The sequence below is a fragment of the uncultured Mucilaginibacter sp. genome, assembly GCF_937859865.1.
GTDB lineage: Bacteria > Bacteroidota > Bacteroidia > Sphingobacteriales > Sphingobacteriaceae > Mucilaginibacter_A.
On sequence record NZ_CALMAT010000126.1, the window covers coordinates 1 to 15,367 of the forward strand.

Annotated in this window: 12 protein-coding genes and 1 tRNA gene; 5 read left to right on the top strand and 8 right to left on the bottom strand. The window is 41.1% G+C overall.

Annotated elements, in window-relative coordinates; all coding sequences use genetic code 11:
* Nucleotides 1-38 precede the first annotated feature (38 nt).
* Together Q0192_RS13730 and Q0192_RS13735 are read left to right on the top strand one after the other, a co-directional pair.
* On the top strand, nucleotides 39-1,139 hold the full coding sequence (locus Q0192_RS13730; RefSeq protein WP_299290064.1) for a DNA-binding protein: 1,101 nt from the start codon (nucleotides 39-41) through the stop codon (nucleotides 1,137-1,139).
* Entirely contained in the window at nucleotides 1,139-1,621 is a 483-nt protein-coding gene (locus Q0192_RS13735; protein WP_299290065.1) for a type II toxin-antitoxin system death-on-curing family toxin, read from the top strand. Before Q0192_RS13730 ends, Q0192_RS13735 begins: the two co-directional genes overlap by 1 nt.
* 438 nt (nucleotides 1,622-2,059) lie before the next feature.
* On the opposite strand, the gene Q0192_RS13740 is transcribed toward Q0192_RS13735, so the two are convergent.
* The 3 genes from Q0192_RS13740 to Q0192_RS13750 all read right to left on the bottom strand — a co-directional run bounded on the left by Q0192_RS13740 (nucleotide 2,060) and on the right by Q0192_RS13750 (nucleotide 4,157).
* Nucleotides 2,060-2,133 (bottom strand) — tRNA-Asp (locus tag Q0192_RS13740).
* Nucleotides 2,134-2,191: 58 nt separating this feature from the next.
* Nucleotides 2,192-3,265, bottom strand: coding sequence for a peptide chain release factor 1 (gene prfA, locus Q0192_RS13745; RefSeq protein WP_299290066.1), 1,074 nt, complete (start codon nucleotides 3,263-3,265; stop codon nucleotides 2,192-2,194).
* 121 nt (nucleotides 3,266-3,386) lie between these two features.
* Entirely contained in the window at nucleotides 3,387-4,157 is a 771-nt protein-coding gene (locus Q0192_RS13750) for a UDP-2,3-diacylglucosamine diphosphatase (RefSeq protein WP_299290067.1), read from the bottom strand.
* A 152-nt stretch (nucleotides 4,158-4,309) separates the two neighbouring features.
* On the opposite strand from Q0192_RS13750, the gene Q0192_RS13755 reads away from it, so the two are divergent.
* Nucleotides 4,310-6,367, top strand: a complete 2,058-nt coding sequence (locus Q0192_RS13755) for a prolyl oligopeptidase family serine peptidase (RefSeq protein ID WP_299290068.1) — start codon at nucleotides 4,310-4,312, stop codon at nucleotides 6,365-6,367.
* Nucleotides 6,355-7,164 carry a GDSL-type esterase/lipase family protein gene (locus Q0192_RS13760; RefSeq protein ID WP_299290069.1) on the top strand — a complete coding sequence of 270 codons (810 nt, stop codon included), beginning with the start codon at nucleotides 6,355-6,357 and terminating at the stop codon, nucleotides 7,162-7,164. The genes Q0192_RS13755 and Q0192_RS13760 overlap by 13 nt, the downstream gene beginning before the upstream one ends.
* A 142-nt stretch (nucleotides 7,165-7,306) precedes the next feature.
* Here Q0192_RS13760 and Q0192_RS13765 read toward each other — a convergent pair whose 3' ends face one another.
* A complete protein-coding gene (locus Q0192_RS13765; protein ID WP_299290070.1) occupies nucleotides 7,307-9,052 on the bottom strand; it encodes a S41 family peptidase in 1,746 nt (581 codons plus the stop codon).
* 226 nt (nucleotides 9,053-9,278) lie between these two features.
* Nucleotides 9,279-9,494 carry a hypothetical protein gene (locus Q0192_RS13770; RefSeq protein ID WP_299290071.1) on the bottom strand — a complete coding sequence of 72 codons (216 nt, stop codon included), beginning with the start codon at nucleotides 9,492-9,494 and terminating at the stop codon, nucleotides 9,279-9,281.
* A gap of 123 nt (nucleotides 9,495-9,617) precedes the next feature.
* Here Q0192_RS13770 and Q0192_RS13775 point away from each other — a divergent pair, with 123 nt between their 5' ends.
* Nucleotides 9,618-10,208, top strand: a complete 591-nt coding sequence (locus tag Q0192_RS13775; RefSeq protein ID WP_299290073.1) for a porin family protein — start codon at nucleotides 9,618-9,620, stop codon at nucleotides 10,206-10,208.
* 60 nt (nucleotides 10,209-10,268) lie between these two features.
* On the opposite strand, the gene Q0192_RS13780 is transcribed toward Q0192_RS13775, so the two are convergent.
* From Q0192_RS13780 to Q0192_RS13790, 3 genes are all read right to left on the bottom strand, one after another.
* A complete protein-coding gene (locus tag Q0192_RS13780; RefSeq protein ID WP_299290075.1) occupies nucleotides 10,269-11,201 on the bottom strand; it encodes a DUF4397 domain-containing protein in 933 nt (310 codons plus the stop codon).
* 18 nt (nucleotides 11,202-11,219) lie between these two features.
* A complete protein-coding gene (locus tag Q0192_RS13785; protein WP_299290077.1) occupies nucleotides 11,220-12,797 on the bottom strand; it encodes a SusD/RagB family nutrient-binding outer membrane lipoprotein in 1,578 nt (525 codons plus the stop codon).
* A gap of 10 nt (nucleotides 12,798-12,807) precedes the next feature.
* Nucleotides 12,808-15,367 (bottom strand): SusC/RagA family TonB-linked outer membrane protein (locus Q0192_RS13790; RefSeq protein WP_299290079.1); only part of this gene is annotated, 2,560 nt, incomplete at its 5' end.

Consider the following 15,367-nt stretch of genomic DNA (forward strand, 5'->3'; position numbering starts at 1 on the left):
AACATACTTATTCCCTTTCAGTTGACAGACTCTAACTTTTGGCTAAAGTCCAGCTTAGAGACTATATAAATATTGATATTTGTATTTGTATGAAAGATCTTTCCAATTCTGCTCTTGACCGGAGGAACATTTTAAATAATAATATAGCACTACAAGAGCTATATGAAATATTCGATTTTAAAGGTATTCTATTTGAACGCAAATATCGTTATACAAAGCAGCAACTCGCTCAGTTCTTTCAAGTAGACATTCGTACTATGAACCGATTGCTAGAAATCTATCGGGAAGAGCTTGACCAAAGCGGACATGAATTATTTACAGGAGTAAGATTAAAGCAGTTTAAAGATTTTGTATCTCAACTGAAGGACATCAATGTCCTTCAGTTGACAGAAGATGATGAAAGTGAGATAGTTGGAGCTAGAGCTACAAGCTTAAATGTTTTTACATTCAAAGCGTTCTTAAACGTTGCGATGTTATTACAAGGTTCGGACCGAGCTAAGGAAGTAAGAAGTGCAACTTTAGATATCGTTATCGATGTTCTTAACAAGAAGCTCGGCGGAACAACCAAATATATTAATCAACAAGAGGAATCATATGTTTCATCTGCTCTCAGGGAATTTAATTATAGGCAAGAATTTACTAACGCATTAGATAATTACATAATTGATAATAAGTTTAAATATTCACAATTAACAGACAAAATCTATAGAAGTATCTTTAAAGAAAACGCTAAAGAATATAGGCAAATACTTAAGCTAGGCAATAAGGAAAGTGTCCGCTCTACCATGTATTCAGAGGTTTTGGATCTTATATCTGCTTATGAAAACGGATTTTCTGATTTTTTGAAAAAGGCACTTGAAAACAAGGGGGAAAAATTAAGGCTATCAGAGGCAAATAAATTATTTAAAGAGTTTGAAGCTCTAACAGAAATGTCATTTAAGCCACTAAAAGAAAAAGCAAGAAGTTTGATGGCTAGTCGTGATATGGCATTTCGGGATGCCTTACACGAACAACTTAAAGAGTATATCTTGGAAGTTAGCCAAGAAGATTTTGAAAAGTTCCTCGGAGAAAAAAGTATGTCTTTAGAGCAAAGGCTAAAAGAGAATATAGATGTATTTATCAGATTAAAAGACAAATAATGCAACTTAGCTTTTTTTACTTTGATTTACAGTATGCGATTAAAGAGCACGATTTCATAATTGAAAATAGTGGAGGTAGGCATGGTAGCAATAATATAGGATTACTTGAAAGCACATTAGAACACATAAAAAATGATTGGTATTATCCTAGCATAGAAGATAAAGCCACTTATTTATGCTACTCAATTAATAAAAACCATGCTTTTACTGATGGTAACAAACGTTCATCAATTGTATTAACCAGTTATTTTCTTGAAATAAATGGGTTGTCCTATTGCACAACGCGTTTTGTATTAGAAATGGAAAATTTTGCTGTGTACGTAGCTGCAAATTATATTGATCAAGTTTTATTACACCAGATTATTACCTCTATCCTATATGAGAATGATTATAGCGAGGAGTTAAAATTGAAAATAGCAAAGGCATTATCTACTCACATTGATGATTCTGATATGGATGCAGCGGATGAAAATTATTTATAAATTTTACTACCACAACAAATCTAAAGAGATATAGAGGTAGAACATTCTTTTGATTAACACTAAAGTTCAATTCGTAATTTATCATTATTAATCTGATCAAATTGTATTTGTCAAGAATAACAGCAGGTAGAAGAATCACCAATTATTGTAAAAGAGTACGATTAACATCATTTTTTTGACTACTCCTGCTGCTAATTTGAAAGCTTTTGTTCAAATAGTGTTACGCCCTTAATTAGCTCGACAGAATGTAAATATCTCTTTAGCAAGAATTATTGATGTTTCATCACAACTATTAGGTGGGTAAATCATGCTTGTAGTTACAGATCTTGTTTAAATTAGTTCAATTCCCTTGCAGTAACATACTATTTGTGTAAACCAGTAAGTAAACCAGAAACAAAAAAGGAGTTACAAATTAATGTAACTCCTTGATTCTTAGCGCGGAATGGACGGGACTCGAACCCGCGACCTCCTGCGTGACAGGCAGGCATTCTAACCAGCTGAACTACCACTCCGTTTGAGGTTGCAAATATAGCTTTGATTTTGGTTTCTGCAATCTTTTCGCAAAAAAAATTAAACTACTGAACCTTCTTTTAACTTTTCGGCGTTTTCTGCAAATTGCAAAGCATCAATGATTTCCTGGATATCGCCATCCATAATGGCCGGCAAGTTGTATAAAGTTAAGCCGATACGGTGTTCGGTTACACGGCCTTGGGGATAATTGTAGGTTCGGATTTTAGCCGAACGGTCGCCAGTTGAAACCATCGTTTTCCGCTTGGCGGCAATGTCGCCGTTGTGTTTTTGCAGCTCGATGTCGTACAATTTGCTGCGCAGCATTTCCATCGCGCGGATGCGATTGCCCAACTGCGAACGCTCGATCTGGCAAACTACCACCATTCCTGTTGGCCGATGCGTAAGCTGCACTTTGGTTTCTACCTTGTTTACGTTTTGTCCGCCTGCACCGCCAGAACGCGAAGTTTGTAAATCCACATCAGCCGGGTTCAGGTAAAAATCAACTTCTTCGGCTTCCGGCAAAACGGCAACAGAAGCTGCCGAAGTGTGCACACGGCCTTGCGTTTCGGTATCCGGCACGCGCTGCACACGATGCACGCCTGATTCATATTTCAACAAGCCGTAAACATCTTCGCCGGTAACTTCGATGATGACCTCTTTGTAGCCGCCAGCCGTGCCTTCGGTAATATCCGCAATATTATATTGCCAGCCTTTTTTCTCGAAATAACGCGTGTACATTCGAAATAAATCGCCTGCAAAAAGGGCAGCTTCATCGCCGCCAGTTCCGCCACGGATTTCGAGGATGGCATTTTTAGAATCTTCCGGGTCTTTCGGGATCAGCATCAGCCTGATTTTCGACTCCAGTTCTTCCTGCTGCATCAAAAGTTCGTCCAGTTCGGCTTTGGCCATTGCCTTAAACTCTTCGTCTTTCTCGTTGTCCAGAATTTCTTTGTTTGCGTCAATATTGCTCCGCACGTTTTCGTAAACGTGGTATTCGTCAACCACTTTGCCCAACTCTTTATATTCGCGGTTTAGTTGCGCGTAACGCTTCATATCTTTGGTAACCTCGGGGTTGCTCAGTTCAGATTCTACGTTTTGCCAGCGCTGTTTAATCGCCTCTAATTTATCTAACATATTGTTTTTTGAAGATGGAAGTTTGTGCGGTTAATCCAAATTTGCGATGCTTCTTTTATCGTGCAAAAATACGGCTTTTAAACAAATTTATTTAGGTTGATGCTAAAAGGATAAGATAGAATTAGGTTGATTCCGGTTGCTCCTCCCGCTCAAAATACTTCAACTCCAATTTTTCACCGGTAAAAACAGCATACGTTTTATGGTAAACCCATTCGCCCAAATTAATATAACGGCTGTTTTCGTTCAACCGGATATCCAGCGGCAAATGCCGGTGGCCAAAAATCAGATAATTGTAGTAGCGCGTTTTTAAAACTTCCTTGCAAAAAGTAACCAGCCATTCCTGCTGGCCTGGCTTTGATTCTTCTTCTTTTTCGTTGATGATTCTGCTTTTCCGGCTCCATTTTGTAGCGATGCCAACGCCCAAATTTGGATGCAAACGCGCAAAAAGCCACTGGCAAACCTTGCTTCGGAAAAACCATTTCAGCAGTTTATAAAACTGGTCGCCCGGGCCTAAACCATCACCGTGGTGCAAAAAAAATTTCTTGCCCTGGCGTTCTATTTCCAGTTCGTTGCTGATGATGGTTGCGCCCAGTTCCGTTTTCAAATACTCGAACATCCACATATCGTGGTTGCCTTTAAAAAAATAAAGCTTTACGCCAGCGTCCGAAAGTTCGGCCAGTTTTCCCAAAAAACGAATGTAACCTTTGGGCACCACGGTTTTGTATTCAAACCAAAAATCAAAAACATCGCCCATTAAAAAAATTTCGGCCGCATCTTTCCCCACAAAATCCAGCCAGCGCACCAACAAATCTTCCCGCTTGCGCGAAGCTGCGTAATTTGGAACGCCGAGGTGAAAATCGGAAGCAAAATAAAGTTTATCGCGAACGGCCATGGCAGCAAAAATACAGTAAAAAGCAAGTGATTGGGAAATGTGCGAATGCTGTTTTTACCACACTAATTTTATGCCGGTAAAAACAGTATCCAAAATTACAGCCAAAAATAGTTATTTAGCTTAACCGAAATCCGGTTCTATCTGCAAACAACATGAACACAAAAACGCTGCCTTACCCGCAAACCGCAAAAGGAAATATTACGGATGATTACTTCGGAACGCAGGTTCCTGATCCTTACCGCTGGCTGGAAGACGATCAATCCGAAGAAACCAAAGCCTGGGTGCAAGCCGAAAACGAGGTAACGCAGGATTATTTGGCGCAAATTCCTTTCCGCGAAGCGATCTACAAAAAGTTGGAAAAGTTATGGAATTATGAGAAATACAGTGCTCCTTTTACCGAGGGAAAATACACGTATTTCTATAAAAACAATGGTTTGCAAAGCCAATCGGTTTTGTACCGGCAACTGCAACAGAATGAGCCGGAGGTTTTTCTCGACCCAAATACTTTTTCTGCGGATGGAACCACTTCTTTAGGCGGCATCAGCTTTAGTAAAGACGGAAGTTTGGCGGCTTACCAAATTTCGGAAGGTGGCTCCGACTGGCGCAAAGTAATCGTCTTAAAAACATCTGATAAAAACAGTATTGGCGATACTTTGATCAACGTAAAATTTTCTGGCCTCGCCTGGAAAGGCAACGAAGGTTTTTATTACAGCAGTTACGAAAAGCCGAAAGAAGGAAGCCAACTGGCCGGATTAACGCAACATCATCAACTTTTTTACCATAAATTAAATACGCCGCAAGCTAAAGATGAACTGGTTTTTGGCGGAGCAGAAACGCCGCGCCGTTATGTTGGCGCTTATTTAACGGAAGATGAGCGTTTTTTGGTGATTTCCGCAGCAAACAGCACCACGGGCAACGAATTGTATTTGCAGGATTTATCAAAGCCAGAAGGCAGTTTGATAAACGTGGTTAATAACTTTGAAAACGACCAGGAAATTGTAGATAACGAAGGCAGCAAGTTGTATATCTTCACCAATTTTAAGGCGCCAAATTACAAGTTGGTTACGGTTGATGCTTCTGATCCAAAACCCAAAAACTGGCAGGATTTGATTGCAGAAACAGCAAATGTTTTGAGCATTGCTACCGGTGGCGGAAAGCTTTTTGCGGAATATTTAAAAGATGCCACTTCGCTGATTTTGCAGTACGATTATCAAGGAAAAATGGAGCATCAAATTGAGTTGCCTGCTGTTGGCACGGCCGGTGGTTTCAGCGCGAAAAAAGAGGACAAGGAAACGTATTACACCTTTACTTCCTACGTTTATCCGTCAACCATTTTTAAGTATGATATCGCTTCCAGGAAGTCGGAATTGTATAAAAAATCGGGCGTGGCATTTGAGCCGGAATTGTATGAATCGAAACAGGTTTTTTATTTATCAAAAGATGGAACCCGGATTCCGATGATCATCACTTACAAAAAAGATACTGTTTTTAATGGCAAAAATCCAACTTTGCTGTATGCTTACGGTGGTTTTGGGGTGAATTTAACGCCTGCTTTTAGCACTTCAAATATTATTTTGCTGGAGCAAGGCGGCATTCATGCTGTACCAAATTTACGCGGCGGCGGCGAATACGGCGAGAACTGGCACCTGGCCGGAACCAAGCTCAACAAGCAAAACGTGTTTGATGATTTTATGGCCGCTGCCGAATATCTTTTTCAAAATAAATATACTTCTTCAGAATTTTTGGCAATTGCCGGCGGTTCAAACGGTGGTTTGCTGGTTGGCGCAACGATAACGCAACGGCCCGATTTGTGTAAAGTTGCTTTTCCGGCGGTTGGTGTTTTGGATATGTTGCGTTACCATAAATTTACAGCTGGCGCAGGTTGGAGTTATGATTACGGCACAGTGGAAGATTCGAAGGAAATGTTTGATTATCTCTACCGATACTCGCCTTACCACGCTTTAAAACCGGTAGCGTATCCGGCAACGATGGTTACCACAGCAGATCACGACGACCGCGTAGTTCCGGCGCATTCTTTTAAATTTGCTGCTCGATTGCAGGAAGTTCAGCAAGGCGAAGCGTCAGTTTTAATCCGGATCGAAACCAAAGCCGGGCATGGTGCCGGCCGTTCTACCGCGCAAATCATCAGTCAGGAAACCGATAAATGGGCGTTTATGCTTTGGAACATGAAAATCAAATGGAAAGAATAATCCGACAAAAAAGTACCGGTAAAAGAAGCATTGTGCTTTGGCTTTTGCTGATGGCATGCTGTTTTTATACACCTTTTTTAAGTGCGCAAAACCCGACAAAGCCAAACCTAAACATTGTTTTTATTGGCAACAGCATTACGCAAGGTAGTGGGCTGGCAGATCATAAAACAATGGCACCACCTGTTTTTGCGGTTGGTTTTTTGAAGCAGCAAGCGCAGATTGGCGAAGTAAATTTTTCGAACCAGGGCATAAGCGGTTTTACAACGGTTGATTTTTTACCAGGAAAGCGTTCCCTCAATCAAACGGAGGAAGCTGCCCGTGGTTTTGGAAACCCAAACGCACAACTTATTTTTTCGGTTGATTTAGGCACGAACGACAGCGCGGTGAAAGGCCCGAACGGTGCTCCGGTTTCGCCCGAAAGCTATTATCAAAATTTAAAAGCGATTGCCGACCAGCTTTTGCACGACTTCCCGAAATGCAAAATCATTATTCATCATCCTTTATGGTACAGCCCGAACACTTACAACCGGTCTAAATATCTGGCGGAAGGCTTGAAACGGCTGCAAAGTTATTTTCCCGAAATCCATTCTTTGGTTAAAAGTTATGCGGAAACAAACCCGAAGCAAGTATTTTTGGGCGATAAAAAAGGCTTCCATTTGTTTAAAAAGCACCACGAACAATGGATGCAGCACGAAAACGGCCAGCAAGGCATCTTCTATCTTCACCCAAACGAACAAGGCGCACAAAAATTAGGTGTTTTGTGGGGAAAAGCGATTGCTAAAGTTGTTGAAAAGTGAAAGGCTTTTTAAACCGATTGAGCCTTTTAAACTCCTATCCAAGAAACCTTTTTTACTACGAGATTTGGTTTGATGCTTCTTTTATCGGCAAAAAATTAGTGTTAAAAAGCAATACCAATTTTATGCCGATAAAAGAAGTATGCTAATGTTCCTCGTCATCCGTTCCGGGGGTTTTTGCAGCAAGTGCAGCAATGGGTTTGCCGATTACTTTGTGGTTGCCTTCACCTTTTAAAATCGAAGCCAGTTCGGGTTTGTTTTGAATGACTTGTGTGGCGGCTTCCAGTTCTTTATCAAATTTGAAACTGTTTTCAATCCGGCCCTTTTCGTAATAATAGCGCGTAACCAATTCGCTTTCCAATACCTTTTTGATTTCGGCCTGATGCTGCACCAAATCGTTCTTTTTGCTGGCGGCCAGTTTGGTTTTCAAAGCTTCGTACTCATTTTTGATCTCGCCCATTTGCTTTTCGCGGTCGGCAATGATTTTTAAATCTGTAAGCAAACGTTCGGTTTGTGTACTGTAGCTGTAATCTTTACCCGATAAATATTTTACAAAATCCGTATAATCGGCATCGCTTAAACTAAAATCATTCGGAGGAGATAATTGATTATGTGTGTTGCGGTAGTTGTTGGCGTAATTAAAAATCAGCATTTTGTTAACCAGCGCACGGGTGATATTGGCTGGAAGTTCCTGTTTCACCGCCACGTCCGGGTAAATGCCGCTGCCATCGTAAACGGAACGGCCATCTTTTGTTTTGAATTCATGGATGAGCGAATCGGCTACTTTAACCACGGTTCCGTCTTCTTTGCGGTGCGTGTAATCAATCGCCTGGATACACCTGCCCGAAGGGACATAATATTTAGAAATGGTGATTTTGACCAAACTGTTGTACGGCATGCTAAAGGTTTGCTGCACCAGGCCTTTGCCATAACTGCGCTGCCCAACAATAACGGCGCGGTCCAGATCCTGCAAGGCACCGGCCACAATTTCTGATGCAGAGGCCGAACGTCCATTTACCAAAACCACCAGCGGCAATTCGGTTTCTATCGGTGCATTTTGGGTATAGTAAATGTTGTTTTTCTCTTTTACTTTGCCTTTTTGTGCCACCACTTCTACTCCTTTTGGCACAAAAAAATTAACAATTTTAACGGCTTCCTGCAAAATCCCGCCACCATTGTAGCGCAAATCCAAAACAATGCCTTTCGGGTTGTTTTTTTTAAGGTCGAGCAAAGCATCCTGCACTTCCTGGGCAGAGTTTTCCAAAAATTTATCCAGCTTGATGTAGCCGATGCCGCTTTTCAACATCCCATGGTAAGGAACGTTCGGTTGTTTTATTTCTTCGCGAAGCAGGTTTTTTACAATCGGTTGTGCTACGTTTTCGCGTTTTACCAGCAGTTTTACCACGCCGCCTTTTGCGCCTTTCAGCAAAGCGCTTACTTCGTCGCTGGTTTTTCCGTTTAGGTCAACGTCATTGATTTTTAATACTTCATCGCCTACCCGAACGTCTGCTTTTTGCGCCGGGTAGCCTTCAAACAATTGCGAAATGATAACCTTTTTATTGCGGTTGTAAACGCCGGCACCAATTCCGCCGTATTGCGTGCTGATGTAATGCAGCTTGTAATCTTCAATTTCCGATTCGGGCACAAACTCGGTGTACGGGTCCAGGCTTTCCATCATCGCGTCCAAACCTCTTTTGATGAGTTTGGTGGAGTTGATCTCGTCAACATAATTGATGTTGACTTCCTTATAAACCGTGGCAAAAATATCCAGGTTTTTAGCCACCTGGAAAAGGTCTTCCTGAAAACCCCAACCCGTTATGGCCAGGAGGAACAGCCCGCAGCCAATTACTGTTTTTTTACGCCTGCTAAACCCTACGCTATGCTTTCTCATACAAATTGATTCTGAATCTAAAAACCTGTTTAAATTTTGTTCAGTGCATTTCACATGCTTCTTTTACCACCTAAAAACCATTGCCTTTTTGGTGGTTTCTATGCCGCTATAATATGCCACACAGAATTTATAGGCATAAAAGAAGCATTCACATTTTTTCTTGTATAAATTTAAACAGGCTCTAATTTAGCAGAAATAATGATTGCCGCTTTACAAAAGACAGGTTTTACAAACGATTATTGTCAATATTAACCAAAGCTTTTTTCAATGTAAAAACAACGTATTCGCGGTCGCGATCTACAAGCACCATAATGCGTTTAATCAAATCATCTTCGTTGCCTTCGGTATATTGCAGTTGCTCGTCGGTCAATCGGTTATATTTTCGCTGCACTTTAATTTTAACGCGTTCCCAATCTTTATTGCTGATGGTGATTTCTGCCATTTCGATAATTTTTATCCAAACCTAATACAAATTTTAAGCGTTTAAAAACAGTACCGGCAATTTTAAATATAGCCTGATGTTAAACTATACAAACCCAATTTAATCAAACCCAAAAAAACGAACATGAAAAAATATTTTTTCACCCTGCTGGTTGCAGCATTAAGTTTTAGCGCGAAAGCACAGTTTAACATTGGCGTAAAAGGCGGTATCAATTTTTCGCATTTGAGTGTAAATAACGGCAGCATTAACTCGACTGCGCTTCCGGGTTATCAAATTGGCTTGTGGTCGCGTATCGGAAAAGGTTTTTACGTACAGCCCGAAGTTTATCTGGGCAGTTCGGGCAGTAATTTTGATTTTCAATACAATAACCAAACCGTTACGGAAAGCGGGAAAGTTAGGTTTACTACGTTAAATGTCCCTGTTTTATTAGGCCAGTCTTTTGGTTTTAGCAAATTGAATTTCAGAATAATGGCTGGGCCGATGTATTCTTACATTTTGAACAACAATGAAAACCTATCCCAAAACGTGAGGAACGCTTATCAGGATTTTGGCAACTACCGCAACAGCACGCTGGGCTACCAGGCCGGTGCCGGTGTTGATTTGTTGAAATTTTCGGTTGATTTACGTTATGAAGGCGGCCTGACCGAAATTAACCCGGCTTATGGCCAGCGCCAAAACGTGTGGCATTTAAGTTTGGGCTACAAGTTTTTATAGGATAAAAGAAGCATCCCGAGAACCAATCGGGATGCTTCTTTTATCGGGGTAAATTTGGTGTTACTTGTTGGTGTAAGAAGTGATGCCGGGCGGGTTGAAGTAGATTTCGGGATATCTTGTTGCCGCCGCACCAACCGGCAATGTTGGGCGGGTTGAAGCTTTCAGCGTAATGTTAGTACCAGGCACAGCATAATCAGCAGCAAGCCCGCGCCCGATAATGGTATAATACCGGCCGGGAGCAAGCGATACGGCTGCAGAAACAGTCCCCAGCTTTGTAGTGGTACCCGTTAAATACATTTGGAAAGTATAATTGGTAAGCCCGGCGGGGTTAACATTTACGGCAACAAAATCACTTACATTGCTATAGGCAATATTGGAAGTTAACGTGGTGGCGGTAGCTGTTGAAGCAGATGTAGCCGATACATCTACAGGTTTACCATTAGGGATCATGTAAGCAAAACGCACATAAGCTTTACTGGCATCCGCAGCCGGGAATTTATCTTCAACAACTTTAATACCCAACGGCGAAGTTGCAGAACCTGATAAGCCTAAAGCAAATACAGAGTAAGCCGAGCCGTTTACGGTAGTTTGGGTTACCGTACCGATTAACATTCCGGGCGCGTTTGTTTGCGTACTGATTAAAACAGGCGCAGTTGTTGAAGCCACAACCTTTATTGCCGTGCTGCCTGATGGTACTGTAGCATAGTTACTGTTTGGAAACAAGCCTAAATAAGTAGCTGTTGCACCAAAATAGTTATAGCTTACACCGGTAACAATAGAAGTTACAACCGTATTATCAGTTACAGATACCGAAGATACCGGTGTAATTTTTACATTATTTATGTAACCGTCAACAGCAGGTGTGCCTGGGGCAGCATGTAAAAATTTTATAGACACCCCCGAAGCTGTATCTCCAAATTGGGTGATAACGCTTTTCTTACATCCGGCTACTGTTAACACTAAGCCAAAAAATAGATATGATAGTCTTTTCATTTAAGTTATTGTTAGAACTTATGGTAAAATAAACCAGGGTTTGGTGGTGTGATAATCAGGGGCAATAGCACCTATTTTTTGAAGTGCCGGTACATTCCAAATATATTCTGAATTGTAACGCGGCCGAACAACATATACCTGCTTGCCTGCATTATCCGGATATAAAGTGCCAGGTTTGATAAAGCCTTGAAAAATGGTTGCATCATAACCGTAACGGCGTTCATCAGACCAAGCCTCTATCGGGTTCCACAAAAACAAAGCAATAAACTTTTGCTGTAAGATGTCGCTCAATTTTAATGTTGCTGCCGATTGACGGACACTTGCCCCGCCTAAATACCTGGCTTGTGCTGTTGCAGAAATATAGTTTTGAGAACCGGTAAGACTGGTGCTGCTTGGCGGGTTACTTGCAAAATCCAATGCTCCTTTTATGCCGGTAATATAAGCAGCATAGGCGCCGCCCAAATCTCCTTTTTTAAATAATGCTTCTGATTTCATAAACTGAAGCACCGGGTAAGTCATCAATACACCTCTTGAATCATCATTAAAAAGGTATTTAGCTGTACCAGTTTTTTTTACTGCATTAAAGCCAGCGAAAGCAGGGATCAAAGTTTTAGGATCAGCAGAGTTGATATCACCAAGCGGAGGCACAACGCCACGATAAACCCTGTCTACACTACGGTTTAACAACAAAGGCAACCTGGGATCAGCAAGGGTATCCTGATCTGTTGCTCCTGCAAGTATTCGCCCGTCAAGTAATTTAACAATATAATCAGATTGGCGGAAACCTGTCAGGTTACCTCGTGTTGGCCCCCAGAAGTTGGCATCGGTAGAATTAGAAGCCGTGTTTTGCACACTTGCATTATCGCCATTGTTAGCAAAAGAAAGATCAACGAATTTGGCTACAGAATCTGCACTAAAGGTTGCTTTGTTACTTATATGCAAAGCATTTTGGGCAAGAATGGAGTAAACAAATTTTACCCATTTGCTACGGTCACCACCGTACATATAATCACCTTTTTGCAGTGTGGCTGATACGCTTGTTATTCCATCGGCTTTGGTAGCCTGGTTAAAAAATTGCAGCGATAAACGGCATTCTTTTATTGCTTCGGCATAAACCGTTTGCGGAGCATCATAGTTAAAAGTAAGCTTGGTAGGGTCATATGCTTCTTTTACCACCATATAATTGTATATATCAGCACCATTTTGCCATCCCCATGCACGAAGTGCGTGTGCTACACCTAAATATTCGTATTTATTATGGGCAGTAGCATCCTGTATCATCAAGTTTACATTTTGTCCAAGGCTAAAATAAATGGTGCGCCACATTTCGCCATTTGAATCTGTACCGGGAGAATAGCCTTCTTCATCCCAAACATTATTTGCTGTAGATGAACCCCAAATTTGGGCGTACTGACCAATATATCTACTATCAAACCAAACACCCCGCTCCATACCTGCTTGTATAGGCGGTAATAAACTTGCTGCATCTACTATGGTTGGTGCATTTGGATTGGTATTAATATCTACAAATTTTTTGCAACTGCTTACCGTACCTAATGTTAGCAGTGCAGTTAAAGTATATATGAGTTTTTTCATATCCAGTTTCTTATAATTTCACATTTATTCCAAAAGAAATTGTCCGCGGTGTAGCTAAGGTACCGTAGTCAAATCCGGCTGCTCCGGAGCCTCTTGTTGATGAATTTGTACCATTTACTTCAGGGTCTGCACCAGTATAGTTGGTAATTAAAAACAAATCCGTTGCGGTTACATATACACCAAAAGATTTAAATACCTTTTGTCTACCAAGCAAAGATGTGGGTAAGGTATAGCTCAGCGTAACATCTCTCAACCTTAAAGTGCTGATGTTATGCTCAACAAAGTCAGATTCGATGGCGTTTTTGTAGTAATCGTTCTGGTAATAAGGATTGACTTGAATAGTGTTAGCCGTAGGATTAGCTGAATTTTCGTTACCATCTTTAAGCACTCCAGGTACTACAATTGGTGTTTGCCTGTTTACTGTCCGCTCGCTCAACCCATAACGGGTAAGGAACAATTCGTTACCATTAAACACATCTCCACCATGACGATAATCCAGCAAGAAAGACAAGCCAATACTTTTATAAGTAAAACTGTTGCCAAAGCCTAAAGTAAACTTAGGCTGGCGGTCGCCAACGGTAACAAAAGCATTGTTTGAAATCGGTAAACCGCTTGTAGGATCAACCAAAATTTGTCCTTTGTTATTACGTGCATAGCTAAAGCTGGCAATATTCATCAAGCTGCTGCCGGGGAAGATACTGGCCCTGGCATTAGCGTATATCCAGGTATCGGAGTTATAGTACTCCGGCAAATCGCCCAGGTTAATTACTTTACCGCGATTTAAAAAGAAGTTTACAAAAGGTTTCCAGGTAAAATCTTTAGTTTTTACCGGTGTAGCATTCAACTCAACTTCAATACCTTTATTTTGAATTTCACCACCATTAACCAATTCAAGAATATATCCTGAAGCATAGCTGATACGCGGATCAAATATCTGATTGGTAGCACGGTATTTATACAAGTTAATTTCGGCACCTAAACGGCCGCCAAAAAATTGCAGTTCTGTGCCCAATTCCATCTGATAATCTTTCTCAGGTTTAAGGGCAGGATTATTACCTGTAACATCATAAGCATAACCACCGCCGGTGGTTGATTGCTGTATTACACTTGATTTAATTCTATAAGGTGCAAAAGGATCTTTACCAACGCCTGCATAAGAGAAACGTATTTTACCAAATGATAAAACTTTACTGCCTTTTAAACCGGACAGCTCCGAAAAGTTAAAACCTACACCGGCTGATGGATAGAAGTAAGAATCTTTAGTTGTACCGGCCAAACGCGATGAGTAATCATTTCTGGCAGTAGCGTTTAAAGTAATGAGTTCTTTATATACCACACTTAAGCGGGCAATTTCGCCAATTCGGCGTGTTTCAGCGTAATTGGTTGTAGCACGCTGTGTTGTTGGTAATGTGTTGTTAATGGTATTAAAATCGGGTTGTAAAAAGGCTTCTCCGTATTGGCCATTAGTTATATCCTTACCATCATAAACCTCTGCTCCTAAAGCTAAAGTTGTACGGAAATCACCAAAGTTGTGCTTTAATGTAGCAAAAAATGATCCGTTAAGCAGTAAATTATTATCATCATAATTATCAATAATACCACCTTTACTAATGCCGCTTGCAGGTTGAAAACCAGATGAAATCGCATTTTGATAAGAGTTGCTGTACTGGCTCACCAGGTTATTTCCTTGTGTCGTAAAAAAATCAACACCGAATAAACCCCTTAGGTTTAACCAGTTTGCAGGATCATAAGAAAGATCAAAATTTCCGATCATACGGTTAGTCCTGTCGCGGCTAATGTTATTATTTACATCCCAAAGCGGGTTGTCAAAGTCTATTGAAGCATCTGCAACAGATAGCGTTGCAGGCAATAATGTCCTTCTGGTACCATCAGGATTTAAGTAGTTACGAACATTATCATTTGTAGGCCAAGATAGTGCGTTGATATACGTTCCGCCATCACCTTTGTTGGTTTTACGGTTATCTATATTAAAATAATTAAAGCTTGCACTACTGGTTAATTTAGGAGATAATTTAGCCTGCCCTGCAAAACGAAGCGACAATTTATCGTTATAAACTACAGGTATTACACCGCCGGTATGACGAAATTCGCCCGATATTCGGTAACTTGCATCTTCTGTACCACCTGCAAATGCTAGGTCATGTAATTGAGAGTAGCCGGTTTGGAAAAAGTTTTTTAAATTATCATACGTCTGCGTTCCGGGAGCATAAGCCGGGCCGTAGGCAAGCCTGGTTGTAGGGTCTGCATATCCGGCCGTACCGGGGCCAAAAGTAGTTTGGATTTTAGGGAAACGGTATTCTTTAGAAAAACTAAAGTTATTGTTGTAAGTAATATTGCCCGGGCCGCTTTTACCTTTTTTAGTAACGATAACAATTGCACCACCTGCCGCATCCGAGCCATAAACTGCTGCCGCATCTGCACCTTTTAGCACGGTAACGGTTTCTATGTCATCCGGGTTAATGTCAGCAATACGGTTTGTAAAATCCTCGCGCCGCTTATCTCCGTTAGAGGCAAGCGCGCCTTGGCTTAACGCATCATTGTTAACGCGG

Bases quoted from the DNA above. Each gene is read 5' to 3' on its own strand.
- Q0192_RS13775 (WP_299290073.1), top strand. From the start codon at position 9,618: ATGAAAAAATATTTTTTCACCCTGCTGGTTGCAGCATTAAGTTTTAGC.
- Q0192_RS13765 (WP_299290070.1), bottom strand. From the start codon at position 9,052: ATGAGAAAGCATAGCGTAGGGTTTAGCAGGCGTAAAAAAACAGTAATT.
- Q0192_RS13780 (WP_299290075.1), bottom strand. From the start codon at position 11,201: ATGAAAAGACTATCATATCTATTTTTTGGCTTAGTGTTAACAGTAGCC.
- Q0192_RS13750 (WP_299290067.1), bottom strand. From the start codon at position 4,157: ATGGCCGTTCGCGATAAACTTTATTTTGCTTCCGATTTTCACCTCGGC.
- Q0192_RS13755 (WP_299290068.1), top strand. From the start codon at position 4,310: ATGAACACAAAAACGCTGCCTTACCCGCAAACCGCAAAAGGAAATATT.
- Q0192_RS13785 (WP_299290077.1), bottom strand. From the start codon at position 12,797: ATGAAAAAACTCATATATACTTTAACTGCACTGCTAACATTAGGTACG.
- prfA (WP_299290066.1), bottom strand. From the start codon at position 3,265: ATGTTAGATAAATTAGAGGCGATTAAACAGCGCTGGCAAAACGTAGAA.
- Q0192_RS13735 (WP_299290065.1), top strand. From the start codon at position 1,139: ATGCAACTTAGCTTTTTTTACTTTGATTTACAGTATGCGATTAAAGAG.
- Q0192_RS13760 (WP_299290069.1), top strand. From the start codon at position 6,355: ATGGAAAGAATAATCCGACAAAAAAGTACCGGTAAAAGAAGCATTGTG.
- Q0192_RS13770 (WP_299290071.1), bottom strand. From the start codon at position 9,494: ATGGCAGAAATCACCATCAGCAATAAAGATTGGGAACGCGTTAAAATT.